The organism is Parasynechococcus sp., from assembly GCF_042954325.1.
Classification (GTDB): Bacteria; Cyanobacteriota; Cyanobacteriia; order PCC-6307; family Cyanobiaceae; genus Parasynechococcus.
Genome location: NZ_JBGKDS010000015.1, coordinates 38,996 through 65,113 on the forward strand (window position 1 = coordinate 38,996; position 26,118 = coordinate 65,113).

At 56.6% G+C, this 26,118-nt stretch carries 24 protein-coding genes, 2 tRNA genes and 1 pseudogene; 17 read left to right on the top strand and 10 right to left on the bottom strand.

The genetic code is table 11. The features are described 5' to 3' along the window. Positions 1–10: 10 nt before the first annotated feature. Positions 11–307: a putative quinol monooxygenase gene (locus ACGVKB_RS02210; RefSeq protein ID WP_392349636.1), complete on the bottom strand. Its 297-nt coding sequence runs from the start codon at positions 305–307 to the stop codon at positions 11–13. Positions 308–619: 312 nt separating this feature from the next. Between ACGVKB_RS02210 and ACGVKB_RS02215 the strand changes: the two genes are divergently transcribed. The 4 genes from ACGVKB_RS02215 to ACGVKB_RS02230 all read left to right on the top strand — a co-directional run bounded on the left by ACGVKB_RS02215 (position 620) and on the right by ACGVKB_RS02230 (position 4,027). Further along, complete coding sequence (locus ACGVKB_RS02215) at positions 620–979, top strand: Nif11-like leader peptide family natural product precursor (RefSeq protein WP_392349637.1); 360 nt, start codon at positions 620–622, stop codon at positions 977–979. Positions 980–1,324: 345 nt separating this feature from the next. Next, on the top strand, positions 1,325–2,035 hold the full coding sequence (locus tag ACGVKB_RS02220) for an EthD domain-containing protein (protein ID WP_392349638.1): 711 nt from the start codon (positions 1,325–1,327) through the stop codon (positions 2,033–2,035). 33 nt (positions 2,036–2,068) lie between these two features. Beyond that, the gene (locus ACGVKB_RS02225; protein WP_392349639.1) at positions 2,069–3,550 is read left to right on the top strand and encodes an ankyrin repeat domain-containing protein; all 1,482 of its coding nucleotides are present in this window, start codon (positions 2,069–2,071) and stop codon (positions 3,548–3,550) included. A gap of 42 nt (positions 3,551–3,592) precedes the next feature. Beyond that, a complete protein-coding gene (locus tag ACGVKB_RS02230; protein WP_392349640.1) occupies positions 3,593–4,027 on the top strand; it encodes a nuclear transport factor 2 family protein in 435 nt (144 codons plus the stop codon). Between the two features lie 66 nt (positions 4,028–4,093). Here ACGVKB_RS02230 and ACGVKB_RS02235 read toward each other — a convergent pair whose 3' ends face one another. The 4 genes from ACGVKB_RS02235 to aroQ all read right to left on the bottom strand — a co-directional run bounded on the left by ACGVKB_RS02235 (position 4,094) and on the right by aroQ (position 8,117). Beyond that, a complete protein-coding gene (locus ACGVKB_RS02235; RefSeq protein WP_392349641.1) occupies positions 4,094–5,758 on the bottom strand; it encodes an iron uptake porin in 1,665 nt (554 codons plus the stop codon). Between the two features lie 138 nt (positions 5,759–5,896). Then, positions 5,897–6,991: a hypothetical protein gene (locus ACGVKB_RS02240; protein ID WP_392349642.1), complete on the bottom strand. Its 1,095-nt coding sequence runs from the start codon at positions 6,989–6,991 to the stop codon at positions 5,897–5,899. Positions 6,992–7,038: 47 nt separating this feature from the next. Then, positions 7,039–7,680 (bottom strand): tRNA-(ms[2]io[6]A)-hydroxylase, encoded by a 642-nt coding sequence (locus ACGVKB_RS02245; protein WP_392349643.1) that lies wholly within the window; start codon positions 7,678–7,680, stop codon positions 7,039–7,041. Continuing rightward, positions 7,677–8,117, bottom strand: a complete 441-nt coding sequence (gene aroQ / locus ACGVKB_RS02250) for a type II 3-dehydroquinate dehydratase (protein ID WP_392349644.1) — start codon at positions 8,115–8,117, stop codon at positions 7,677–7,679. Before aroQ ends, ACGVKB_RS02245 begins: the two co-directional genes overlap by 4 nt. Positions 8,118–8,202: 85 nt before the next feature. On the opposite strand from aroQ, the gene ACGVKB_RS02255 reads away from it, so the two are divergent. Together ACGVKB_RS02255 and ACGVKB_RS02260 are read left to right on the top strand one after the other, a co-directional pair. Continuing rightward, positions 8,203–8,284: transfer RNA gene (locus tag ACGVKB_RS02255), tRNA-Tyr, on the top strand. A gap of 10 nt (positions 8,285–8,294) precedes the next feature. Beyond that, a tRNA-Thr gene (locus ACGVKB_RS02260) sits at positions 8,295–8,366 on the top strand. 29 nt (positions 8,367–8,395) lie between these two features. On the opposite strand, the gene ACGVKB_RS02265 is transcribed toward ACGVKB_RS02260, so the two are convergent. Next, positions 8,396–9,862, bottom strand: a complete 1,467-nt coding sequence (locus ACGVKB_RS02265) for a glycoside hydrolase family 13 protein (protein ID WP_392349645.1) — start codon at positions 9,860–9,862, stop codon at positions 8,396–8,398. Positions 9,863–9,913: 51 nt separating this feature from the next. Between ACGVKB_RS02265 and glpK the strand changes: the two genes are divergently transcribed. The 5 genes from glpK to ACGVKB_RS02290 all read left to right on the top strand — a co-directional run bounded on the left by glpK (position 9,914) and on the right by ACGVKB_RS02290 (position 16,377). Beyond that, positions 9,914–11,419: a glycerol kinase GlpK gene (gene glpK / locus ACGVKB_RS02270; RefSeq protein ID WP_392349646.1), complete on the top strand. Its 1,506-nt coding sequence runs from the start codon at positions 9,914–9,916 to the stop codon at positions 11,417–11,419. Beyond that, complete coding sequence (locus tag ACGVKB_RS02275) at positions 11,412–12,989, top strand: FAD-dependent oxidoreductase (protein ID WP_392349647.1); 1,578 nt, start codon at positions 11,412–11,414, stop codon at positions 12,987–12,989. Before glpK ends, ACGVKB_RS02275 begins: the two co-directional genes overlap by 8 nt. Positions 12,990–13,046: 57 nt before the next feature. Next, positions 13,047–13,613 carry a response regulator gene (locus ACGVKB_RS02280; RefSeq protein ID WP_392349648.1) on the top strand — a complete coding sequence of 189 codons (567 nt, stop codon included), beginning with the start codon at positions 13,047–13,049 and terminating at the stop codon, positions 13,611–13,613. Continuing rightward, positions 13,610–15,703 (top strand): ATP-binding protein, encoded by a 2,094-nt coding sequence (locus tag ACGVKB_RS02285; protein WP_392349650.1) that lies wholly within the window; start codon positions 13,610–13,612, stop codon positions 15,701–15,703. The genes ACGVKB_RS02280 and ACGVKB_RS02285 overlap by 4 nt, the downstream gene beginning before the upstream one ends. 86 nt (positions 15,704–15,789) lie before the next feature. Further along, positions 15,790–16,377, top strand: a complete 588-nt coding sequence (locus ACGVKB_RS02290; protein WP_392349651.1) for a hypothetical protein — start codon at positions 15,790–15,792, stop codon at positions 16,375–16,377. Here the strand turns inward: ACGVKB_RS02290 and ACGVKB_RS02295 are convergent. Further along, on the bottom strand, positions 16,317–17,981 hold the full coding sequence (locus ACGVKB_RS02295) for an alpha-amylase family protein (protein ID WP_392349652.1): 1,665 nt from the start codon (positions 17,979–17,981) through the stop codon (positions 16,317–16,319). The two genes, ACGVKB_RS02290 and ACGVKB_RS02295, sit on opposite strands and share 61 nt — an antisense overlap. Before the next feature lie 85 nt (positions 17,982–18,066). Between ACGVKB_RS02295 and ACGVKB_RS02300 the strand changes: the two genes are divergently transcribed. Together ACGVKB_RS02300 and ACGVKB_RS02305 are read left to right on the top strand one after the other, a co-directional pair. Next, positions 18,067–19,416: an aldehyde dehydrogenase family protein gene (locus tag ACGVKB_RS02300; protein WP_392349661.1), complete on the top strand. Its 1,350-nt coding sequence runs from the start codon at positions 18,067–18,069 to the stop codon at positions 19,414–19,416. A gap of 56 nt (positions 19,417–19,472) precedes the next feature. Then, positions 19,473–20,498: a LysM peptidoglycan-binding domain-containing protein gene (locus ACGVKB_RS02305; protein ID WP_392349653.1), complete on the top strand. Its 1,026-nt coding sequence runs from the start codon at positions 19,473–19,475 to the stop codon at positions 20,496–20,498. 2 nt (positions 20,499–20,500) lie between these two features. On the opposite strand, the gene ACGVKB_RS02310 is transcribed toward ACGVKB_RS02305, so the two are convergent. Both ACGVKB_RS02310 and ACGVKB_RS02315 read right to left on the bottom strand, forming a co-directional pair. Beyond that, complete coding sequence (locus tag ACGVKB_RS02310) at positions 20,501–21,961, bottom strand: RecQ family ATP-dependent DNA helicase (RefSeq protein ID WP_392349662.1); 1,461 nt, start codon at positions 21,959–21,961, stop codon at positions 20,501–20,503. Between the two features lie 68 nt (positions 21,962–22,029). After that, entirely contained in the window at positions 22,030–23,070 is a 1,041-nt protein-coding gene (locus ACGVKB_RS02315; protein ID WP_392349654.1) for a hypothetical protein, read from the bottom strand. Between the two features lie 98 nt (positions 23,071–23,168). Between ACGVKB_RS02315 and ACGVKB_RS02320 the strand changes: the two genes are divergently transcribed. Further along, entirely contained in the window at positions 23,169–23,378 is a 210-nt protein-coding gene (locus ACGVKB_RS02320; protein WP_392349655.1) for a photosystem I reaction center subunit IV, read from the top strand. 3 nt (positions 23,379–23,381) lie between these two features. Further along, complete coding sequence (locus ACGVKB_RS02325) at positions 23,382–24,218, top strand: DNA-formamidopyrimidine glycosylase (protein ID WP_392349656.1); 837 nt, start codon at positions 23,382–23,384, stop codon at positions 24,216–24,218. Here the strand turns inward: ACGVKB_RS02325 and mtnA are convergent. Beyond that, positions 24,209–25,222: an S-methyl-5-thioribose-1-phosphate isomerase gene (gene mtnA / locus ACGVKB_RS02330; protein ID WP_392349663.1), complete on the bottom strand. Its 1,014-nt coding sequence runs from the start codon at positions 25,220–25,222 to the stop codon at positions 24,209–24,211. The two genes, ACGVKB_RS02325 and mtnA, sit on opposite strands and share 10 nt — an antisense overlap. 52 nt (positions 25,223–25,274) lie before the next feature. Here mtnA and mtnB point away from each other — a divergent pair, with 52 nt between their 5' ends. Both mtnB and ACGVKB_RS02340 read left to right on the top strand, forming a co-directional pair. After that, the gene (mtnB, locus tag ACGVKB_RS02335; RefSeq protein ID WP_392349657.1) at positions 25,275–25,895 is read left to right on the top strand and encodes a methylthioribulose 1-phosphate dehydratase; all 621 of its coding nucleotides are present in this window, start codon (positions 25,275–25,277) and stop codon (positions 25,893–25,895) included. After that, a pseudogene (locus tag ACGVKB_RS02340) lies at positions 25,892–26,118 on the top strand (acireductone synthase); the annotation flags it as partial. The gene mtnB and the pseudogene ACGVKB_RS02340, both read left to right, overlap by 4 nt.

Consider the following 26,118-nt stretch of genomic DNA (forward strand, 5'->3'; position numbering starts at 1 on the left):
ATCGTTAAACTCAGCCAAGAGATGTTCCTGGATTAAAGACAGGAGGTTCCGACAACCAGTCGAAATCAATTCCATGGGTCGCGATTAGAACACCATCACCATCCTTGAGCTGCATGAAGGCTTCCCATTCCTCTTTGGTATGCCAGTTCTCATAGGCATGAAAGAGGTTGGGGTCCTGATCGTCGAGACTGATATCAAAAAAGATATTTCCCTTGGCCTCCCGTCCGACGACGACCCCTTTGGGGCTTTTCATGATTTCTATGATCCTGTCTCGATACTCAGGCTTAGCCTTGAGGGTCGCGGACATTGTGAAATTTGCCATAGTAGAAATGAGATAGAGAACAAATCACCTCACCAGGATGGGGCCTTATCCAAATGGAGTGGGGCTTGGGAAGGCTGTACTCGTCATACTAAAAATCATCCAAACTAACAAAGGATTTCACAAAGCATTATCTAAAATGATGTGATACTTTGTCTCTCTGTCTTTCGAAAAGACAACTGCCGATCAGGCAAATGTGGGTTAACTAGACAAAACAAAACAAGTCAGCACTCAATGATATGGTTGTTCATATTGATTGCCGTGGATAGCATGTAAGGAAGAGATCACACTGGCTTCGCAATGAGCAAATCTTCTCAAGGTCCCGACACCGTCGACCTGCCCTCAACATCGACAGCCTATGGCGAGGTCTGGACGTGGGATGAGGGACGATCTGAGAATCAGCAAAATCTAGCCACTTTTTTGAAAAAGCTGGCATCTGATAACGAGCTACAAGAAAAAATCAAAGCCGTCCAGAGCCAACAGGAAGTTATTGATATCGCTAAATCGTATGGAATCAACTTTACAGTGGATACATTGGAGGCTCGGGCTAACACGCTACCGTTTGTTCATGAGGATGACTTGGCTGACGTGAAATGGGCCCGTTGGGGAAACGATAGCTCGTCGAGGCGTTGGGCCATGAATGTTTGGATCAAGCTCTAAAACGGGCACCGACTCATTTTAAGTTCAATGGCCTTGCCAAATGCTCCTGCAGAAAAGTGTTTGGCAATCACGCGAGCGAATGCATGTTTTTATCAGCACATACATCTGATAAAGACAGCAAGAAATAAATCCACCACTTAACAAATCAAAAAATCAACTCAAAGTCTGTCCATATTATGAATCCTCCAGAGATTTTTCCCAACCTGGCGGAGTCAACGAGCATTCTTCTCAAAGATAAAATCCATGCTGCTTTGCAATTCACTCGATGCAGAGCAAAAGCACAACATCATGAAATCATTCAATGGCATGCTATGAACAAAAAATTGCTACATCCACAATAAATCCATGATTCACCAACACATCCTTGCTTCCCCCAGACCAGGCTTAACAGAAGAAGAGTTTCAGGATTACTGGAGATATCAACACGCCTTAAAATATGCCCGCAAGATACCACAAGTCGCGCAATACAAAATCGGCTCACGAATGAATATTCCTGGTCAAGAGAAAGAGATTCATTACTCTGGAATTGCTGAGGTTTGGCTGGAAAATGAACAAACACAAGCTGATTCACTCAAGACATCCGAATACCTGGATGGAGCACTTCGAGACGAGCCCAATTGGGCCGCATCGTGGCAAACACTCGTCATTGACACGGACCCAGAGAGAACATTTGGTGACGATATCAGCGATCAAGATTTTCCAGACTATAAGATTTTGCTTTTTCACAAGAAAAGTAGAGATCTGGACCTAGAAACATTTAGATCTCGTTACACCAAAGATCATGCGAGAAGAATTAAAGATGCCAAAATTCCACAGCTAACAAGTGTTTTACATTGCCTGACTCGAGAGCGTTTTTATGACAATGCAATGTGGCGGCCCCCCTTTGATGCAGTCACTCATTTCAGTACAAAAAGCCTCCTTGAGCTCAAGGCCATGGTGACCTCAACGCAGTTTCAGGAACTTCTCAACCCCGAGCTGGAAGGTCTCAGCGAATGGTGGGGAGTTGTCAGCCTTGCCGTGCGCTCGGAATGGATTGTTGGTCCACTCAATGATTAACAAGACCGTCTCAACACACTTGCTTCGGATGCCATGCGAGATTCCAACAATCCAGAGATCACGACAGTTCAGCCCATTCTTGAAGCACTGGCCCAAGGGGACTGCCAACAGCTGGCAGTTTTTTTGTCTGAGCAAAGTATTCTGGAGTATCCCCAAAATACGTCCAACGCCACCTTAGCTTTTGTGGGTCGCCACCAAGGGGTTGAAGCCATTGGCAGATGCCTCAATAAAAAAAGTGAGTTAATTGATATCAGAGCTTATGACATCAAAAATAGTGTCTTTGATGGTGATCGACTAACGGCGGAAATCAAAACATCCGCAATCTGTCGTGAAACCAACCAAAGCGTTACGCTCGATGAGTTGTTGGTCGTCCAGATCAGCGCTGGCTTTGTTCAATCCATCAAGGGCTATGTCGACTGGAGTCCATTATTAGCCCGTCGACGCAGCATACAATCTCAACAAATTATCAATGAGATTGAAAACAATAATTTGGCTGCTATCAAGTCGCTTGTTGAATCAGGTCTTGATGTGAATGTACGTGATGCAAAGACAGGTTTGACGGCCTTAATGATGGCCGCTTGCCGTGCACAAGTGGAGACCGTTCAATACCTTGTTGATCATGGGGCCGACATTTATACAGCGGATAGTAAAACAGGAGCTACGGCCTTGCATAAAGCTTGCCAAGGTCAAAATTCAACCATTGTCAAGATCTTGACGGATGCAGGAGCCTTCATCGATGCTGTAACTCCCACGATGGGGCATACACCCATTATGGATGCACTTTGGTATTTAGCACCGGATGTAGTGAAACATCTGGTTCAATGCGAGCCAAACCTCAATACAACCACGCACTACGGCTTTTCTCTCTGGGATCATCTTGACTACGAAACAAATGTGCAGTCAACAGATACTGGCAAAAAGATTATGGCAGAGATAAGGGCAGCCCTTGAAAGCTATCAAGAGAACTGTCAAAAGAGAATCAAGTCGCAAACAGTTATGGCTGCAACTCAGAAGGGCGACTCAGATTGCGTACATGCACTGATTGAGAAGCAAGAGGATATCGAATCTGTTTATCCCCATGTCAACACCTTTAGTGATGGACATAACCCTCTGATCATTGCAGCACGAGACAACCATCTCGACATTGTTCGACTTTTAGTCGAGGCGGGCGCAGAAGTTGATGTCTTCGACTGGGTATTTAAAGGCTATCCTCTTCACAAAGCGACTTATAATGGTCGAGCAGATGTTCTCAAGGAAATCCTTAAGTCACCCAAGATCACAGAAGCTGTCGTCAATGTTCAAGGGCAAATCAATGGATATACACCTTTAATTGATGCTTTATGGCATGGCTTCGAAGAGTGTGCACAGATCCTCTTGGAGCACCCACTCTGCACATTGGGGCATATTGCCCATGACGGTAAAAATGAATATGACGTCGCATGCCAGGTTTTTGGCACAACTCACCCCCTAACTCAAAAGATCAAACATCGCATCAATGGCAGCGGCCAGAGTTAAGATCAATTGGCTGTAAATTTACAACATTCTCACCATTTCAAGATGACTGAAACACGACGGATTGCCGAAGCCTGGTTTGACGCTTTAGATCAAGCAGACTATGCCAAGGCGATGAGCCTACTTGATCCAGACATTGTCTGGATCAATGTTCCACCAATCCAACAAGGCAGCGACATTATTCCCTGGATTGGGACTGCTATTGGTCTTGAACAAGTTCAACAGCAATTCTCGAAACGCGATGGAGTGTGTGAGGTCCTCGAATTCAAGAGTGCTGGCTTGGTTTGCGAAGGAAATACAGCCGTTGGCTTAGTCAGAGATAAAGCAAGAATAATCTCAACAGACATCACATTTGAGATTATTTTCGCCTCTTGGATGACCATCCAACACGGGAAAATCACACGCTGGAAGTCTTACTGTGATACGGCACCTATTATTGCAGCGTTCAAAGGAGTTCAACCACCTTCACCTGACATCTAGACATCACGAACACATAAAAAAGCCGGGCATGGTATGTGCCCGGCTGATCATCAGTACGCGTCGTGATCAGAAATAGATGCTGGTCATGACAGTTGCTCCCAAAGCAGAACCATCGGGATCATGTTTGCCACCTAAACCCTTCATCCAATAGAGCATGGGTGTCACTGTCATGTTGTTATTGACTTGCCAGGTCAAAGAACCAACAGCGAACCAAGGGCGCTCGGGGTCAGATCCAAGATTGCTGTCATTGGAGTAAACAGAGTTGGGCTGACCGAATGAAAATGCAATGGTGGTATCCTCCGAAAGGAACCGTTCCCACTGCAGGGTTGTCATCCAAGCTTTGGACTCAGCTTGATCGCCATCAACGGCATACATTGTATCGACTGTCGATTCATAGAAACCGAGATACATGCCACCACTCAAGGAGAAGTCCTCAGTGATGTACCAATAGCCCGCCAATCCAGCCGTGTTGAGAACCATCTCAGAGGTTCCATCAAAGCTATTATTCGTAAACGGATTGTTCGTTAATGGCGTACCCATGTTGTAGTAATGGGTCGAAGCCATTTGCATTTCGTTGAACTTGGTACGTGTCCATGCTGCCTGGACACCTGCTCTCTCACTGGTATAAGACACCTGGACGGCATATTTGTTTGCAGCATTCTCACCAAAGAGACCAAATTCGGGGTCAGAAGAATTGCTTGATTTGGAGTTGTAACCGGCATCGACGGACCAGCCATTTTTAGAATATTTAATTGCCGCACCACCACCGACAACATAGGGATACACACCAGGGACATTTGTCATGGTGATGGCATCGGTATACAGGTTTTTCAAACCAACCCACTTACCTGCTTTTGGCGACAATGCAGCAGAGCCAACAGTTAAATAATCAAAGGTATCCATCAACGGAGAAACAGTCACCGTAAAATCATCACCAATGGGGAACTTGTAAAAGATCCGATAAATACTAAGCGTATTGTCTTTTGGGCCAGGAATACAATAAGCAGATGCTGTGCCACCATATCCGGCAGCACAGGTTGGGTTATCAGCACCACCGGTATAAGCAGGTTCACCATCGCCGATATTACTGGCTTGCATCCAGACTTCCAGCATGTCCTTACCGCTGAAGCTGGTTCTCAAAATCGGCAACAATGAATAGTTCATTGTTGTGCCGCCATATCTTGTTTTATAGTCTTTTGCGGCCGAACTACCGCTGTAATCAATTGAGTTCACTGTAAATGCAGCAAACATATTGAATTTGGTCGTCGTACTAAACGACATTGCTTCTAATTCACCAATTCTGGCTTCTAATCCGTCTACACGTCCTCTCAGGACTGCCAATTCAACTTCAAATTCTCGCATCAATGCTCGTATCTCATCGGTAATTGCTGTGACATTGTCCAGGCATGCATTCAACAGTGCGGCAGCTTCGTATCGAGTTATTGCTCTATTGCCCTTAAAAGTTCCATCTGGATATCCTGCGACGCAGCCGTATGACTCAACAAGATTTTTCAGGGCTTGATAGGCCCAATCTGTGGGGTAAACGTCCCCAAATGCTGTGACCGAGGTGATTTGGTCGTCCGAGGACGATGCATATTGATTGACTTCAGTGATCGAGGCCTGCGAATCCTCAATACCGGAATGAGTCTCAGCAGACGCAGGGGTCAGCCCTGAAAGCAGCAGGGCTGCGGACGCTACTGGCGCAAAGAGCGAGACTTTAAATAAATTCATTAGAGGAAGAGAAATCGATTTATATTAGTCTTACCAACCATGACTAAGCCAAGCCATGGTCATATCCTGACACATCTAATTGCTCGAGCACGGGCACTCAGACCCAGCAATTCACAAGATCGATAGCACCTTTTCAGGCTAATTCGATAAAGGCGGCTGATATTTGGAGTCTCCATGCTCCCTTTGATAACTCGTGATCCCATCGGGATGCCATACCCCTGGAGAATCGAGATCACTTGACTTAGGGACAATTCCAAGGGTTTTACGAACTTCATCAATCGGCATATCCTTATAATCAAAATAGTCAATTCCATACATAACGTCTAAATTACAGATCCGACCACGTCGAATAGCGTCAGCAACCCGTTCTGGCATGCCAGGGATTTCCAAATGTCCACGATCTGCATTCAGCACACCGCCGCCCCACGACTCCAAACGAGCGGTCTCGAATAATCCAATAATCGCAACAAGAAAAGAAAATCCTTTGAGATCAGGAATAGCGGAACCAATGAAAGAAAAGACCTCTAACTCACCCTCAATGGTCGTTGCATAATCAGCAAGAACATGAATCCAATCGTGCTGAGCAATCGATGGATTCACACTGCCCTGTTGCCCTGTGAAAGTAAAGCCGCGGCCTAAATAGTATTCCCAAATGGTTCGACCAAGGCTCCCTTCTGAGCAAGCTTCCAGATCAAGCCATTGCTTCAACAGGTCAGGGTCTTCTTCATCTTGTTCAAATGGATCGGTCAGCGTTTTATGGACTCGCATCATGTGTGACCCTTTCTCAATCAAATGAGGAGTCCCCAGGTAGCCCTTACGATGCAAATCAGAAGCGGCAATCGCATAGGCACCCTGTCCATAGTCACGTACAACATCAATAAAGTCGTCCTTAATACCCATCAATTCAGCAACATCTTTCAAAGCCTTTGTCGCTTCAGCAGGCAGTGGATCTAAAATCACCTCAGACAAAACAAACAAATGAAACAGTCGATGTCGGACTGTTTCAGGCAAGTCTTTAACTGCAGCCTGCAATGCATCCAATGAGTCTGCACCAGGATCAGGTTGCGATTGCACAGCCAAAAGACTTGAACCAATCGCATGAATCAAATCACGCTGCATGACTCCTGAACTGCGTTCAGCCTTGCCATGCTCAGCAACGGCATAAAGAGAGTGAAGAACAGTCTCTCGCTGCTGCAGGCTTAAGGAACGAAAATCAGGATCGAGATGTATCACCTAGGATTAATACGACTAACCCATGCTAAGCCCAGCCCAAAAGGATGTCAGCTGATTGGCTCAACGCCTACAGAATGCATCCGCACATCACTTGGATTCTGGAGAGATCCCGTTAATGCTTCGACTTCAATGATGGCAAGTTCTTCTAATCGTGCCGTAACCAAAGCACGATCCCAACGCTGTTCACACAACAGCCAGTACTGACCAAAATGTCGAGCTTCACTCGTCAGCAAAGAAGAATAAAGACATCGCAACTCTTGATCTTCACAATGTTCGGCAAGTAAAGCCATCCGTTCATGGGACCGCGCTTCAATCAACCCGGCGACGAGAAATGAATCCAGCATTCGATTTGGCTCGCCTTTACGGATCGATTTAGCCAGCTTGGCTCCATACTCAGGTGATTGAAGAGGCTCTAAATAACGTCCACGCTTTTTAACCAAAGCAAGGACTTGATCGAAATGTTCGAGCTCTTCCTGCGCGATTGGACTAAGAACCTCAGCCAATCCCGGCTCACAGAGATACCGGAACATCATCTGAACAGCCGAACCTGCGGCCTTGCGCTCACAGTGAGCATGGTCAATCAGCAGGTTGATCAGGTTGGAGTTGGCTTGCTCAAGCCAACTCCAGCTGGTTGGAGCGGCAAGCCACCGGATTGAAGCCACGGTCTTATCGGGAAGCAGCGCTGTCATTCCTGCTGACGAAGGTGGTGAATCAAGCCTTGAAGAGCAAGAACGTAGCTCTGCGCGCCAAACCCGCAGACAACCCCTAGGGCACGATCAGCCAAATAGGAGCGGTGACGAAAGGGTTCACGCGCATGGGTGTTGCTGAGATGCAGCTCCACATAGGGAATGGCAACCCCCGCCAACGCATCGCGCAATGCGATCGAAGTATGCGTGTAGGCACCGGCATTGATCAGGATGCCTTGGCTGATTCCCATCGCCTGGTGAATCCGGTCCACCAGAGCACCTTCGAAATTGCTCTGGAAACACTCGAGCTGGGCTCCCTGGTCTCCCGCTTCGGCCGTTAAGGCTGCCTCAATGGAGGCCAGGGTGTCTCGCCCATAGATCCCCGGCTCTCGTTGACCCAGCAGATTCAGATTTGGCCCGTTCAGCAGCAGCAGGTGCATGACCTGGAGCCCATTTCAACTGGTCCCATCGTATGGATTGCGCTGGAGGGGACACGTCCCCTGGTAAATTCTTGGGGTGTGGTTCGGGTCGGTGCCCGAGTGGTTAATGGGGGCGGACTGTAAATCCGCTGGCTCTGCCTACGTTGGTTCAAATCCAACCCGGCCCACCTTCCACATGCCCTTGTAGCTCAGCGGTAGAGCACTCCCTTGGTAAGGGAGAGGTCACGAGTTCAAGTCTCGTCAAGGGCTTCATTCACACCCAGGCACCGGGTGTGACGTCAAGAGCTCGCGACGACCTCCCTGTTGTTGAGCTCGTTGTGGGTGCGCACCAGAGCGGATTGAGGTCCAAGGGCATCGCTTTCCGAACGCGACCCGATGCTCCAAACCACAGAGCCTTCGCCATGGACTGATTCCAGAACATCCGACCGGCTCCGATTGATCACCACCTGCAGCCCAGGCGCGTCACCCACCAGACCATCGGATCCTGCACTGCTCCAGACCAGGCCACCCTCCTTAATCAGAGGCCATCGATGCCGAAGCGTCGTCAACTCGCTGATGAAGGTCCGCAGGTCAATGGGCCAGTCGTCCTGCCACGACAAAGCTTCCCGCGAGTTGGGACCGGGTCCTGTGGCGATGCTGCCGTCCGGACCACCCGCCAAGCCAGCCTCCGTCCCGTAGTACACACAGGGAGCACCCGGCTGCAGAAATAACAACAGCAGCGCCAGCTTCAAGGCCCTCACATCCCCGTTGAGGGAATGCAGTGCGCGGGGAACATCGTGGCTATCAAGCAGATTCATCTGGGCGCGATTCACCGCAGGCCGGTACCAACCGAGCGTCGTGGTCCAGAGATCAAGAAGGTCCTCAGTGCTGAGGGGCTCCAGCGGGTACTCGGAATTGCGATAGGTCTGTCGCAACTGGTCCCCCGCCACCCAGCAGAGGCTGCTCCAGCCGAGCCGGTAATTCATCACACCATCAAAGTGCTCCCCCTGCAGCCAGGTCCGGGCATCCCCCCAGACCTCTCCAACGATCCAGGCCTCCGGATTCTGTTGACGGACCACTTGACGAAATTCAACCCAGAAGTCCGCAGGAACCTCTGCCGGCACATCCAGACGCCAGCCATCAATTCCGCGCTCCAGCCAGTGGCGGCCGACCGCCAACAGATGCTGCCGAACCCCTGGATCGGCATGGTTGAACTTGGGTAGGTCCGGGAGGGCCCACCAACAGGCGTAACCACAGTCCTCGCCTTCCGATGGATAGGGCTGAATCGGCCAGCGGTGCACATGAAACCAAGTCCGATACGGCGACGAGGCTCCGTTCTCAGCCAAATGGTGAAAGGCCCAGAAACCGCGGCCGCAGTGATTGAACACGCCATCCAGAACCAGACGCATGCCCCGCTGATGCACCGCGACGATCAGAGCATCGAGAGCGGCATTCCCCCCCAGCAGAGGGTCAACCTGGAAGTAGTCGTAAGCGTGGTAGCGGTGATTGGCGGCTGAACTGAAAATCGGTGTGAGATACAGACAGGTGATTCCCATCGCCTGCAGCCCATCCAGGGCCTCGATGACCCCGTACAGATCCCCTCCTTGAAAATCCTGGTCCGACGGCGGACTCCCCCAGGCCTGAAGCGTGAGTGGCCGTTGTTCATGAACCCGACCGCTGCGGCGAAATCGATCGGGAAAAATCTGGTAAATCACAGCGTCTGCCACCCACGCCGGCGGGTCCTGAAACGGCGTTGGCTGACCCATGGCCTTTGCAGCTGACGATCCTCTCGCTAGCAGTAGACAAAGGGAATGGCCATGACAGATCAGCCTCTGCTGTTGGCATTAGATCAAGGCACCAGCAGCTCGCGGGCGGTCCTGTTCAATGCCCACGGGGAACCCGTGGCCAGCGCCAGTGCTCCGTTGTCGATCGACTATCCCGCCGATGGCTGGGTCGAACAGAACCCGCTGGAGATCTGGAGCAGTCAACGCGCAGCCTTGCGCGATCTGGACGCGGCGATCAGCCCGCAGCAACGCGACGCGGTGGTGAGCTGCGGCATCACCAACCAGCGAGAAACCACCATCCTCTGGAGACGAAGCACAGGGCAGCCCTGCGGACCGGCACTGGTTTGGCAGGACGGACGCACCGCAGCCATCTGTGAGGACTGGAAGCGGCAAGGTCTGGCCGAGGAATGGAGCCAGCGCACGGGGCTGTTGCTCGACCCCTATTTCAGTGCCAGCAAGATCCGCTGGATGCTCGACCACTACGACGAGGCCGCCGCAGCAGCACAGGCCGGTGACCTCTGCTTCGGCACGGTGGAATCCTGGCTGCTCTGGAACCTGACCGGTGGGCAGCGACATGCCAGCGACATGAGCAATGCCAGCCGGACCCTGCTGATGGACCTGGAGCAGCGTTGCTGGGTGGACGCCTTCAGAGAGCACACCGGGCTCCCCGCGGAGGCTCTTCCGGAGCTGCTGCCCTGCCGTGGAGACTTTGGGAAGATCAGCCCAGAACTGCCCTTCGCAGGGCTGCCGATCCAGGCCCTGCTGGGGGATCAGCAGGCCGCCACCCTCGGTCAGCTCTGCCTGCAACCCGGGGAAAGCAAATGCACCTATGGCACCGGCGCCTTCCTGGTGATCAACACTGGCAACCAGATTCGGCGGTCATCGTCGGGGTTGCTGAGCACGCTGGGCTGGACGGATGCCACCGGCAGCCCCACCTACTGCTTGGAAGGGAGTTTGTTCAACGCCGGCACCGTGATTCAGTGGCTGCGGGATGGCCTGCAGATCATTGATGAGGCCCAGGAGATCAATGCCTTGGCCATGGAGGTTCCCGACAGCGCAGGCGTGATGCTGGTGCCAGCGTTCACCGGCTGGGGCACACCCCACTGGGATCCCCAGGCCCGGGGACTGTTGATCGGCCTGACCCGTGACAGCCGTAGGCCCCACATCGCCAGGGCCGCTCTCGAAGGCATTGCCCTGTCCGTGGCCAGCCTCGTCGCGCTGGCCGAAACGGCCCTTGGCCACGGTCTCGGCGAGCTGGCGGTGGACGGTGGCGCCGCCGCATCGGATCCCCTGCTTCAGGCCCAGGCGGACAGCACAGGACTCACCGTCCGGCGGCCCGCCAGCCTGGAAAGCACGGCCCGTGGTGTGGCCATCCTCGCGGGTCTGCAAGCCGGCGTGATTCCAAACCTGGAGAGCCTCAACAGCGCCCGTCGAGACGGAGCCCAGTTGTTCACACCCGCCATCGACCAGGACCAACGCCAAACCTGGTGTCAACGCTGGAGTGACGCCGTGACCCGCAGCCTCAACTGGCATGAGTGATCAGACCGTCGACCTACTCGTGATCGGCTGTGGAGCCAGCGGAGCCAGCGTCGCCTATGAGGCCATCCGCCGCGGCCTCTCGGTTGCCATCCTCGAAGCCGGGGATATCGGCGGAGGCACGAGCTGCCGCAGCACAAAACTGCTGCACGGCGGTGTGCGCTACCTGGAGCTGGCGTTTAAAACACTGGACCTCTCCCAGCTCAGGCTGGTGCGTGAGGCGCTGCTTGAGCGGGGACACTGGCTGGAGCAGGCACCCTTCTTGGCCCGACGCCTGGAACTGGCACTCCCGACGCAAGCGATTTGGAACCAGGCCTATTACCGGTTCGGCCTCGGGATGTATGACGCCTTGGCCGGGCGCCAGGGCATCGGATCCAGTCGTTTGTTATCGCGGCAGGCCATGGCCCAGGCCCTGCCACAACTGAAGGCTGGCTTAAGCGGTGTGGCCTACAGCGATGGGCAATTTGACGACGCACGGCTGAACCTATTGCTGGCGCTCAGTGCCGAACGGCATGGAGCGCAGCTCAAGACCCGATGCAGGGTGGTGGATTTTGAGCGCAATCACCAGGGACGGCTCACCGCCGCGATCAGCGAGGACAGTGGCGGCCAGCGGCAACGCTGGACAGCATCCGCCATCGTGAATGCCACCGGTATTCAGGCCGATGCCATCCGCGGCATGGCCGACCCGAGCGCGAAGCCAAGGATGCTGACCAGCCGCGGCAGTCACCTGGTCATTGCCGAAGAGTTATGTCCCGACGGCCTCGGGCTGTTGGTGCCCTCAACCGCGGATGGACGGGTGCTGTTCATGCTCCCGTTTTTCGGACGAACCCTGATCGGAACCACCGATGAATCCTGCGGGGTAAAGGAGGCCACAGGCCCCTCCGAGGCAGAAGAGCAGTACCTGCTGGGGTACATCAAGACGTGGTTCCCAACGCTCCAAAACCCCACCGTGACCAGTCGATGGGCGGGAGGACGTCCATTGCTGAAACCCGCCGGAGCCGACCTCGACAGCAGCCGTGTGGTGCGGGAACACGACGTGGAATCCCTGCCCTGTGGCCTGGTGAGTGTTATGGGCGGGAAATGGACCACCTGCAGGCCCATGGCCCTCGATACCCTCCAAGCGGTGGAACAGCAATTGGCATGCCAACTGCCGCCACCCACAGCGATGCCGCTGCTCGGCTGTGCTGAAACTGCTGCATTGACCCGACAGGGGCTCCTGGAACAACGCCTCCAACTGCAGGAGGCCCTGCCCGACACCCCACATCGAACGGCGCAGGTCGACCATCTGCAAAGCAGCTTTGGACTCGAAGCCCTCGCGATCGTCGGGGGGCAGCCTGCCGCTGAGCTGGAGCCCCTCAGCGCTGTCATTCCGGTCTGCCGAGCGGAAGTCCGCCATGCCATCCAGCACGAGCACGCCCGCAACAGCACAGACGTGCTGGCCCGTCGATGCCGCCTGGCGATGGTGGATCAAAAGGAAGCCGATGCACTGAGCCCCGCCGTTGAAACCTTGCTCGACGAAGCAGGCTTCCCCATTGGAGACCAGACGGGAATCAACTTGACCCTGAACTGTTGAGGTGTGCGTGCTTCGCACCAATCATCGGATCTAATGTGAAACAAGGAGAGCAAACCCTTGCGCTGCCTCATCGTTGAAGACCAGACCATTCTTCTGGACCTGCTCAGCACCATTGTGAATTCATTCACCGAAGTCACGCAGGTTTTCAAAGCAGAAACAGTTGAGGCGGCCGGGGCTCTTCTCTGCCAACACCCCATGGACCTTGCCATCCTCGACCTGCAACTTCCCGATGGCAATGGCAGCGACTTTGGCGAAACACTGATTCAGCACAATCCCAACATCCAGCTCATCATCCTCTCGGGCTCAGCCGACACCTTTCTGTGTCCAAACAGCCTGAAAAAAGCAATCCGAGGTGTGATCGACAAACGCCATTCTTTTGAGGCTCTACGGGAGTGCCTCCATGACATTCTTCAACCGGCCTATCAGACACTGACACCACGTCAGCAGGAAGTCTTCCAGCTGATTGGTCAAGGGAAAAGCACCAAGGAAATCGCCTTAATCCTTGAGAGCGCCACATCCACGATCGAATCCCATCGCAAGGCGATTGCTCAGAAATTGAAGCTCAGCGGAGCCGAATTGGTCCGCGAGGCCTCCCTCACCCGACAGATTCTTCATCAGCCATGAGCCCACGGGCCCCCCTGAGCCTTGCCCAACAGCTTTCACGCTCGACGGGCCTGCAACTGATCCTGGTCGCCAGCGCCTTGGGAGTTCTGACTTACTCACTCGGTCGAAACAGTGGACTGCAGCGCAGTGAAAACCACCGGACCACACTCCCTGTGGTCCGCATCACCGAAAAACTCAGCAGCAAACTGAGGGAACCCATCCACCTCAATGAGCTGAATCAAGCGGCGATCAAAGCGGACCCAACACTCTTGAAGGACTTCGACAAGTTGGGGCTTCGCTTCTGGCGACAACTCAATTCATTCTCCGTCGACTACATCAACTACGGCGCCACCGATGGGTCCTTTCTCGGCCTAGAAAAAACAGCAGACAATCAGCTCCTGCACAACGAAGATAGCCAACGGTTTGGACGCGGACAAATCACGGTGTTCAACCTCTCCAAGGACGGCAAACGTCACCAGAAAGATGCCATCATCCCGGGAATGAGCGCCACGCACGAGGAAGCCTGGTATGTCGATACCGTTCGTGCAGGAACATCGACATGGAGCAAGGTCTACTCCTGGGAAGATCAACCAGAGATCCATTCGATCTCATACAACACTCCGATTTACAACCCTGATCAACAACTCCTGGGTGTCATTGGGGTTGACATGGTGATCAATCAGCTCAGCACCTGGCTCCAGCAAGCCTGGCGCAATGAAGTGGGCTTAGCACTGATTGTTGAAGCTGATGGCACCTTGATCGCCAGCTCAAATCCCGCCATCCCAGTCACCCAAGGCGCAGGCCAACCCAAGCGCAGGTCATTAAGTGAGATCCGCAAGCCTTTGCCTCAGGCCTTCCATCGCCTGATCGGCCCATCGCAGAGCACGCCCAACAAGCAAGGGGCACAAGGGTCCTTCAACACCGCACCACAGCTGCATCATCAGGACGGATCCGCGTTCATGCTGAAGGCAACCCCTTGGGGCGGAGAACACGGTCTGAACTGGGTTCTGCTCACCGCCATCAGCGCCGATCGTGCCATCGGCCAAGCCAATCGCAATCTGGGCATTGCCATGGCGATCAGCCTGACGGCCTTGGCCAGCGCTCTGGTGATCAACAGACGCCTGATCCAGCGCATTCTTCAGCCGCTGCTGGCCCTACAGCAGGCCAGCCAGAGCACCGAAGAACAGATCCGCCGACACGGCGATCCTCAGACCTTGAACCTTGGCTATCGCTGCGAGCTCAACCCGGACAGCGGACAGGAACTCCTGGAGCTCAACACCGCCATTCAAGCCATGGTGAAGGCATTCAATGAGCTGACCGACAACCTGTCCGCGAAAGAAAAGCAGATCACGACTCTGTACCGCGAACAGCACGCCAAGGACGAACAGACCCTGGCCCTCATGAGCAACAAATTGAAGGTCAGCCTGGAAGCCGCCTCCATTGCCCATGAAGTCAATCAGCCGTTGAGCATCATCAAACTGACTGCACAGTCCCTCCTGAGGCCGCAGAACTCCGAGGGACAGCAGGCCCTTCCGCGTGAGATGCAGCGGCAGATCGCCGTGCTGAACGAACAAGCCGAGCGGGTTGGTCAGATCACCGATCAGATCAAAGCGATGCTGCGCAGCTCCACCGGAAAGCACGTCCGTCTGGACCTCCGCGATGTCATCCAAAACAGCCTGATGTACATCCGATCGAATGTTCGAGTCGCCCGGACATGGATCACAGCGCCGGCCCCTCTGGACGGTGGCGACGGACCACCGGCCTGGATCGACGGTGACGCGATCCAGCTGCAGATCGCCCTGATCAATCTGCTCAAGAATGCAATCGAAGCACTCAGCCACTCCCACAGCAGCATCGACCAGCCAGAGATTGTGCTCACGCTGATCGAGCAACCGAACCATTGGACGATCGTCGTTAGCGACAACGGTCCTGGCCTGGCTGAAAACATCAGCACGGATCTGCCGCTTGCCACCAGCAAAGAAGCAGGCAGCGGCCTGGGGCTGTTCATCGTTCGGTCGGCGATGGAAAGCCATAACGGCCAACTCGAACTCACCAACAATCCGAATCGAGCTGGAACCCGAGCCGCGCTGGTGCTGCCCAAGCCGCGCTGACATCGCTGAACAACCACCATCTCCCCATTAGTGGGGATTGCGTCACACAGCACCGCCACCAAGGATCAGCGGGGGCAGTCAGAGCCATGGTTTCGGTCGAACAGCTGAGCAGCCTGGATTGCCTGATGTGGCTCCAGGCAGGGCAGTCCGTCGCCCAAACGATCGCCCAGCACCAAACAACCGTGAGCCGACATCAGCGCAGATGCGCTGATGTCTTTGCCATCCAGGTGGGAAAAAGCCAAGGCGAATGGCGCATCAGCGGTGACACCGAATTACTGCAGCTGGAGCGTGAGGTTCATCAGGCAGCACGGCTTCGCGATCAGAGGCGACTCCGACTTGAGGCCCATCGGCAGGAGGGCTCGAAACTCAACTTGGCGCTGCCGCCGGGATGGCTGATCGGCAGCTCCCGCATCCAGCGCACCCAACACCTCACGCAACTGCTGAAGGACCGCATCCTCGATGCCTGGCTGATCCATCCCCAGCAGGAACGTCCAACCGACGCAGCCATCGAACTGATACCCCTCTCGGGAAAGCCTGGGCTCAGCTGCCTCGCGATCCATGCCGATCTCCAGCGACTGGAACCGGTGGCCTCCCTCGCCAGAAGGCTCGCTGTTCATGCATCCGGCGTCGCTTCCGGCTCCACTTCACCGATTAACCACCAGTTGAAGCCATAGGGAGGGAGATTGATGAACCAGTTCTCGCCGGCCAAGGGGAACTCACACCCCCACATCACTTCGCGCGTCCTCTGGCCCTCCCATTCCGACAGATCCAGACCGAGGGAGGCACCCGCCGCGGTCACATTGGCCGCCACCAACACCGTCATCGCCTCGGTGAAACGCACGTAAACCAGAACCCCCGGATGGGAGCTCGGCAACAGCCGCAGATCCCCATGACGCAGGGCCGGCAGCAGACGACGGCAGGTGAGCATGCGCCGGTGCCAGTTCAACAGGGAACCGGGCAATTGCTTCTGCACCTCCACATTGACAACGCGGTAGTCGTAGCCAGGGGCCGTAATCGGTGGCAGAACCAGCAGCGGATCAGGGGCCGTGGAAAAGCCACCGTTCCTTGCCGGCGTCCAGGCCATCGGAGTTCGGTTCGGATCGCGATCGCGCAACCCCGGCCAATCGCCCATGCCCAGTTCATCGCCGTAATAAAGACATGGCATCCCCGGGAGGCTGTACAGCAAACCGTGGAGCAATCGGTTGGAGCGTGGGTCGCCGTTCAACAACGGGGCCAAGCGACGGTTGATGCCCCAGTTCAACCAATGCCCCTGCCCCTGCGGCAAACCAACCCGAATCGTCTGAATAACCTCCTGGGGAATCAAGTGCCCATCACCCAGCCACAGTTCATCGTGGTTGCGGAGCGGCAAGGCCCAGCGCGGACCCTTCACCGCCTTCTGAGCCTGATCAAGACACGTCCGCAGGGGACCGGTGTTGCCGCTGGCAATCGACGCAAACAGCTGGGCCGTCAGAACAAAATTGAACGCCCCATGCAATTCATCATCCGCCAGATACGGGGCGGCTTCTTCCACAGGCTGAATCGCCTCTCCCAGCAGCAGAACTTCGCGGCCATGGGCATCCACCCTCTGCCGCAAGCGCTTCAGGAAGGCATGGGTTTCTGGTAACCCTTCACAGCGGGTTCCCTCGGCTTCAAACAGGAAAGGAACGGCATCCAGGCGAAAGCCATCGACCCCCCGTTCCAGCCAGAAGTCCACGACCTCCAGCATCGTCTCCTGGACCCAGGGATTGTTGTAGTTGAGATCGGGCTGATGGCTGAGGAAACGGTGCAGGTAGTACTGCTCCGCAACCGGATCCCATTCCCAGTTCGATGCTTCGAAATGGCGGAACAAGACCGGAGCATCGCTGTAGCGCTGGGGGTCGTCACTCCACACATACACATCCCGTTCTGGACTTCCCTGTGGGGCCCAGCGTGCGCGTTGAAACCACGGATGAAGATCACTGGTGTGGTTGAGCACCAGATCGAGCATCACCCGCATGCCCTGTCCATGGGCCGCGGTCAGGAAGCGATGAAAGGAGGCCAGATCTCCAAGGTCGGGATGAATGCCCTTGAAGTCGGTGATGTCGTATCCCCCATCCCGCAACGGCGAGGGGTAGATGGGTGTGAGCCAGAGCGTCTTCACCCCCAACCAGCGCAGGTAGGGCAATCGGGCCGCCAGGCCTTTGAAATCACCGATGCCATCACCATTCCCGTCGGAATAGCTCCGCACGATCAATTGGTAGATGACGGTCCCGGACCACCACGGCAGCGCTGGTTTCATCCCTCGGGTGCCGCTGCACCACTGCTAGACCCGTCTGGCCAGAACGTCAGCCCCTGTGAGCTTCAGCAACCACCAGCTCTCCCAGATGAAGGACATCGTGGGCCGTGGTGTGACCCGGCCACTGTCCTGGCGCCAAGAGCAATTAGAGCGTTTGCTCGGGCTTCTGGAGACGCATGAAAATGATGTTCTGGATGCACTGGCAACCGACTTAGGCAAGCCGCCCACCGAAGCGTTCTTTGAAGTCGTTGCTCTGCGACAGGAGCTGAAACTCACCCGACGCAACCTTCGCCGTTGGATGCGGCCGCGCAAGGTTCCCGTGCCGTTATCGCTTCGCCCGGGACAGGCTCAAGTCATCCCGGAACCCCTGGGTTGTGTTCTGGTGATCGGGCCCTGGAACTATCCGTTCCAACTCACCCTGCGGCCCCTGATCAGCGCCCTGGCGGCGGGCAACACCGTCGTGCTGAAACCGTCGGAACATGCCGCAGCGGTCGCCGACCTGATCGAGCGCTTGATCGGTCAATGCTTCGAACCGGACGTGGTGACGGTCATCAAGGGCGATGGCGCAGTCGCTGCAGACCTGGTGGCGATGCCGTTCGATCACATCTTTTTCACCGGTGGCGGGGCCATCGGGCGCAAGGTTCTCGAAGGCGCCGCAGCACATCTGACACCAGTCACCCTGGAACTCGGCGGCAAGAGTCCGGCCATGGTGCTTCCTGGCGCTGATTTAGAGGTCAGTGCCCGGCGGTTGATCTGGGGCAAGGGGATCAATGCCGGACAGACCTGCATTGCTCCGGATCATCTGCTGGTGGCACCTCAGCTGAAAACGGATCTGCTCAACGCCATGGCGGCAGCCCGCACCGCCATGTACGGAGACGATCCACTCCACTCAGATCAGCTGGGCAAGATCATCAACAGGCGCCAGTTCGAGCGCCTCGCCGCCCTGCTGGAAACGGCCCGGACTGACGGCCGCATCCTGATCGGTGGCGAGATCAACGCAGACCAGCAGCGGATCGCCCCCACCGTGATCCAGGTCGAGAACCGTGAGGATCCCTTAATGGCCGAAGAGCTCTTCGGCCCCTTGCTGCCTGTGCTGGAGCTCAATGATTTCGGCAGCACCCTGGCTGAGATCCGCCAGGGCCCCAAACCATTGGCCCTTTATCTGTTCGGCGGTACCGAACGGGATCAACAGCAGGCACTCGACACCACGAGTTCGGGTGGTGTGTGCTTCAACGATGTCGTCATGCAGGCCGGTGTTCCGGAGCTCCCGTTCGGCGGCGTCGGTGCCAGTGGGATGGGGGGATACCACGGGCGCACTGGCTTCGAAACCTTCAGCCATGCCAAGTCCGTCCTGAAACGGCCATTCCGCTTCGATTTCAAACTGCGCTACCCCCCCTACGGCATCGACCTCAATGTGCTGCGGCAACTCGCGGGATGAGGGTGCCTGGCACTCTGCGTCAGGCACCGTATGGTTCGGGCAATTCCTGGAGTCGCATGTTCCGGTTCGGTCTGGCTGCTCTCGTTTTCACATCCCTGATGCCCCTCTCGCTGCAGGCGGCCACCATCACGGTGAAACCGGGTGAAACCCTGAGTGATCTTGCGGACCGCTACGGCATCAGCGTCGGCACGTTGATGCGCATGAACGGCATGCGCAATGGCAACTACCTGGAAGCGGGAAGCCGTCTGACCGTGCCGGGTCCCGAGGCCGGGAGCGGACGCCACCGCGTGGCCCCAGGGGACAGCCTCAGCGGCATTGCCAGCCGCTATCGCATCAGCACCCGTGATCTGATCAGCGTCAACAACCTGGGCAATGCCGACCATGTGGAGGTGGGTCAGGTGCTCAAACTCCCCACCACAGCAACGCAACCGAAACAACCCGGTTTTAAACCCGTGGCTGTCACGCCAATCCCTGGAGCCACGGAACACACGGTGGCCAAGGGACAGACCCTGACCCAAATCGCCAAGGCCTATCAGGTTCCCGTGGCCAGCCTGATCAACATCAATCAGCTCGGGGACCCCAACAAGGTGGAGGTGGGAACAACGCTGTATCTGCGTCAGCCCACTTCCACGTCATCCAGCGCCGCTCTGCAGTCGCAGTCGGTGTCGGTGTCCGAACCATCCAGCGGTCCAACCACCACCACCACCAGAGTGGCTGTCACAACACGACCCACCAGCACCGCCACCCCGACCCGCCAACAACCGAAGCCAAAGCCTCAGGCCAGCAAACCTGAGGTGGTCCGCGTGAAACCGGCCAAAACGCCCGAACAGGTGATCGCCAAATCAGCCGACTGGCGCACCTATGGGCCCCTTCAAGTGGACTGGGCCAACTGGCAAACCATGGGGGGCAGTGAAGTCGCTCCCACCCTGAATGCCCAGGGGCAAGCGTTGTACCTGGCGGTGAACTGCTCCGCAGGAAAACTCAACGCCACCGGTGCAGACGGCAATTGGAAGCAGTGGTCTGGACCCAAGAGCTCCTTCGAAAAGGACCTGCTGAAGGACCGTTGTCAGGCCAAGGCCTGAGCTCAGGCGCTGTAGTCGAGAGGCCAGGGATCGTCCACATAGCGACGCCCACTGTCCCGGACGTACAGCCGCTGCAGGCCATCGTTGCTCTCCCGGATCAGTTCGTCCTGGACCAAGCGCCTGGCCAACCAGGTCCAACGATCACTTCGACCCGGTTCATGCAGGGAGAGATAGTCGCCCAAGCGACGCATATCGGTGCCGTCCTGCTCAACCAAATGGCTCAGCAGGGTCTGCGCCTGGCGTGACCAATTCTTCCGCTTGGCCGGGGTGGTGCAACGGTCACAGCGTCCACAAGGTGCCGAGAGCTCCCCAACCGACAGCAACAGGGCCTGCTCGCGACACAACCCTCCTTCAGCCACAGCTTCCATCCGTCTGAGCTGCTGCTGGGCCAGATCCAGCCGTCGCTGCTCCGCATCATCACCGCCCCGGCGCAGGGAGGCCTGCATGGCCCAGCCGAGGCTGGTCCTGTCGCCGGGGGAAAACAGCACCAAGCAGTCCGCCGGATGGCCATCACGGCCGGCCCGGCCGGACTCCTGCAGGTAACCCTCGGGCGTGGAAGGGAGGTCGAGGTGGAGCACAAGCCCAACATCCGCACGATCCACGCCCATGCCAAAGGCCACCGTGGCCACCAGAACCGGACGCTCCTGGCTGAGGAAGTCGGTCAGAGCCTGATGGCGGGCCACCGGATCCAAACCGGCGTGATAGGGCGTTGCCGGAATCTCCTGTTGCTGGAGCCGTTCGGCCCACTGTTCCACCGAACGACGGGTACGGGCATAGATCAGCGCAGCACCACGGGATGCGGCCAGGGCCTCCAGCACCAGGGGCATCGGGTCCTTGGGCCGTCGCTGCATCACATAACGAAGATTGGTGCGGCGCGCGGAACTGACCTGGACCATCGGACTGCGCAGATCCAGCAGTCGGATGATGTCGGCCCTGACACGGGGAGCGGCCGTTGCACTGAGAGCAAGCATCGGGACCCCAGGGCACAACCGGCGGATCTGACCAAGGCGGCGGTAATCCGGACGAAAATCATGACCCCAGGCGCTGATGCAGTGGGCCTCATCCACCGCCAGGGCCACCAGTCGCCCCTCAGCCGCATGGCTTTCGAGCATCTGTCGGGTGGCTTCCCCCTGAAGGCGTTCCGGAGCGAGGTAGAGCAACCGCAAGGATTCGTCGCGCAGCTTCGCCAGCGCCTGCATCCGCCGCTCCGGGGGCAACCCCGCATGCAGACACGCTGCAGCAATGCCGCGGCGCTGCAACTGCAGCACCTGATCTTCCATGAGCGCCACGAGGGGCGAAATCACCACCACCAACCCATCTCTGATCAGAGCCGGGAGTTGATAACAGAGGGATTTGCCACCACCGGTCGGGAGAACAGCCAAGGCATCCCTGCCCTCCAGCACCGCTTCCACGACGGCCCGCTGACCGCTGCGGAAGGCTGACCAACCGAAATGCTGCTGCAGGGCGGCTTCAAGGGTCTCCAAACAGCACTATCCCTGGTGGGTCAAGACTAACGACCCCAGATCTGGGGTCATCCCAGCGGGGGGGGATCCAGCTGATCGGGCGACTCCTCAACAATCTGCAGTCGCACCCGTTTGCCGCCCGCCAACTCACCGAGGGAGACCCGCATGGTCACCCCACTCAAACTTTGCAGCGCGGTGAGGACATCACGCAGGTACGGAGTGCTGCTGCCGCTTTCCACCCAAAGGCGTTCCTGGAGGCCCCCCAACCGACGCCAGGAGGTGTGCAGCTTCAGGACGGATGCTTCCAGGGCCTGCGCCTGACCGACGGCATCCGCCAGCAAACCCAGGGCATCCAGACGGAGAGCCTCCTGCATCGCCTTCTCCAGGTTCAGCTCGCCCTGCTGAAACGCGCGAACCGCAATCCCGGCCTCCGTTGCCTTGGTGATCCAGCGAGCCGTGCTGGTCACATCCTTGATCCGATCCAGCTCCGGTTCGTCCTGAAGCACCTTGCGGAAATCATCCTGTTGTTCATCGGGCAACTTGGCCAGCTCCCGCACCAGAGGCGCCACCGCCTTGGACGGAAGCAGATTTTCCTGGGTGCGCTGGCGGATCTCCTCCGGCAACAGCGGACTCGTGGCTGCCGTGAATTCATCGGTCAACCGACGCACCTGCTTGCGCGTGATCTCCTGGCCCTCGTTGGCGGCCTCGGAGATCATCACCTGCACTTCCGGCGCCGCCTGGGCGGTTTCCATGAAGGCTCGTTTCGAGAACTGATTGACGCTCTCCTGCTCCAGCATTCCGCCGCCGACGAGATCATCCGCCGATTCCGCCAACTGGATCAAGCCATAGGCACGGGTCTTGCTGATTTCCTGCTCACGTAACCACTGCAGAAATCCAGCACCACGGCCTTCACCACCCCGCTTTTCACGATCACGAACCGCTCGGAGAATGCGTCCACGCCAGATCTCCGTCTGCAGATCGAAGCGATCACACACCGCCCAGGCCTGCTCCAGTCGGGCCAGAAATTCCATCGTGCTGATGTCGTCCTGCTCTGGATCGGGAAGATCCAGTTCAAGCACGGGTTGGTCAGGCACAACGGAAGCAGTCAATGGGGTGCAACACGACAAGGGACGACATTCTGTGACGCAGCGTGTCCCTGCATCGGGTCGGGAGATACGCTCCCAAGTGCATCCTTAAAGGCCTAGCAATGGCGATCACCCGCGGCGCCATGGTGCGCATCAAGCGCCCAGAGTCCTACTGGTACAACGAAGTCGGCAAGGTGGCGTCGATCGACACCTCAGGAATCCGTTACCCCGTTGTGGTCCGCTTCGAGAAGGTCAACTACAACGGTTTCTCCGGTTCTGAAGGCGGCATCAACACCAATAACTTCGCAGAATCCGAGCTCGAGCTCGCCTGATTCTTGCCTGAGCTCCCTGAAGTCGAGACGGTCCGCCGAGGTTTGGCGGATCGTCTCGTTTCGTTTGAAATCGCCCAAATCGAAGTCTGTCGGGAGCGCGCCGTCGCCAGTCCCGGCGGGGTTTCATCGTTCTGTTCCGGATTGACCGGCGCCACCGTTGGAACGTGGAGGCGACGCGGCAAATATCTGATGGCTGACCTCGAGCCCGATCGAGGTGTCTGGGGCGTGCATCTGCGCATGACCGGTCAGTTCCAGTGGCATGACCAACCAGCGCCTCTCTGCAAACACACCCGAGTTCGCTTGTGGAACCCCGACGGTGCAGAGCTGCGCTTCGTCGATGTCCGCAGTTTCGGTGAAATGTGGTGGGTGCCCCCGGGGCAGCCGTCGCAGAGTGTGATCACTGGGCTGACACGCCTTGGCCCGGAACCGTTTGAGGCGGGATTTAACGCCGACTATCTCAAAGCGAAACTGTCCGGCAGTGCACGAACGATCAAGACCGCACTGTTGGATCAGTCGCTTGTCGCCGGCGTGGGCAACATCTATGCCGACGAAAGCCTCTTTCAAGCCGGACTTCATCCCCTGACCCGCTCCGGGAGCCTGAGCCTGGAGCAGCTCCAGCGGCTGCAGCACTCCCTGGTGGAGGTGCTCCAGACCAGTATTGGAGCCGGCGGCACCACCTTCAGCGATTTCCGGGATCTTGAAGGTGTTAACGGGAACTACGGAGGTCAGGCTTGGGTCTATCGACGCGGGGGCCAGGACTGTCGAGTCTGCGGCCACAGCATTCAACGGGAGAAACACAACGGACGCAGCACCCACTGGTGCCCGCAGTGTCAGCGCTGATCGGCCAAGGGCAGATCGGCCAAGGCTGATCGGTACGGCGCGCGCAACACACCGAATTCCGTGATGATCCCGCTGATCAGATGCGCAGGGGTGATGTCAAAGGCTGGATTCCAGGCACGCACTCCAGAGGCCGTAATCGACTCCCCATGCATGGACGTGATCTCCTCTGGATCACGTTCCTCGATGGTGATGGCATCGCCATCGGGAGTGCAACGATCAATGCTGCTTCCAGGGGCGCAGACATACAAGGGAATGCCATGGGCCCGTGCGGCCAGGGCAAGGTTGTACGTGCCGATCTTGTTGGCCACATCGCCATTGGCTGCCACACGATCACAGCCCACCAGCACCACGTCCACCTCACCACGACGCATCAGCAGGCCACTGGCGCCGTCAACAATGACCGTGCAGGGAACCCCGAGATGACCTAACTCCCAAGCGGACAAGGCCGAACCCTGAAGCCGCGGTCGCGTTTCATCGAGCCAGGCATGGCGCAACAAACCCCGGGCATGGGCCGAAGCGATCACACCCAACGCCGTGCCGACCCCAGCCGTGGCGATTCCACCGGTGTGGCAATGGTGCAAAGCGCGGGTCCCAGGCGAGAGCAACGCAACGCCGTGATCCACCAGGGCCTGATTGAGGCGGCGATCCTCAGCTTCAATCCAAGACGCCAGGGCGATGAACTGATCCACGGAGGCCTCAGGGGAGTCAGCCAAGAGCTGAGCCATCCGATCCAGAGCCCAACCGAGATTCACAGCGGTTGGTCTCGATGCCCGTAGGCCAGAAAACGCTGCTTCGAGATCGGCACCATCCCGTGCTGCCAAGACAACACCCCAAGCGGCAGCAACACCAATCGCTGGAGCACCGCGCACAGCCATCGCGACGATGGCCTCAGCAACCTCCTGCCAACAGGTGAGATCCAGGAAGTGTTCCTGGTGCGGCAAGCGACGCTGGTCGAGCAGCTTCAGCGAGACCCCAGTCCACTCCAGACTCGAAGGCAGAGCCATCGCCACCGCAACGTCTCAATCCTGTATAGAGGAATGGGGGCTCTGAACGTCTTTGCAATCCAACAATCGCCCACATCAAGAGCTGGTCGAGACCATCCACGCATTTGCCCAACGTGGATGGTGCGATGGCACAGGAGGTAATTTCAGCGTCGTGCTGAATGTGTCCCCACTGCGCGTCCTGATGGCACCGAGTGGAATCGATAAGGGAGCCGTCGAGGTCGCAGACTTAATTGAAATCGATCAGAGCGGAGCTGTCGTCGCTGGGCAAGGGAAAGCAAGTGCCGAAACAGCCCTTCACCTGATGTTGATCGATGCAGCCGAAGCACGGTCTGTCTTGCACACGCATTCCGTGAAAGCGACAGTTCTATCGCGCCATTACGCGACATCAGGAGCCATCAGACTTGAAGGACTGGAAATGTTGAAAGGACTACGCGGAATCACGAGCCATGACCAACACATCGAGATTCCAATCCTGGCCAATGATCAGAACATCGATCGGCTGAGCAATGTGAGCCGTCCGATGGTCAAGGATGCTCCATTTTCATTATTAGTTGAGGGCCATGGTCTCTACACATGGGGATCCTCAGTTAAAGAAGCCAAACGGCACACGGAAATCACAGAATTCCTTCTCGACATTCAGTGGCATGAACTCCTGCTCCAATCCAAACGATGATTAGCAACCTGCTACTTGACATCGAAGGAACGACATGCCCAGTCAGCTTTGTGGGCGACATTCTGTTTCCTTATGCTGCAGCACAGCTCCAACCGTACATCGAACAGCATCACAACGAAGTTGATATACAACACATCCTCCAAAGAGCAATGGAGGAATACAACCAGGACGAGTCATGGTCACCAGGCGATGGCAAAAAGACCCTGCTATCCGACCCCAGCAA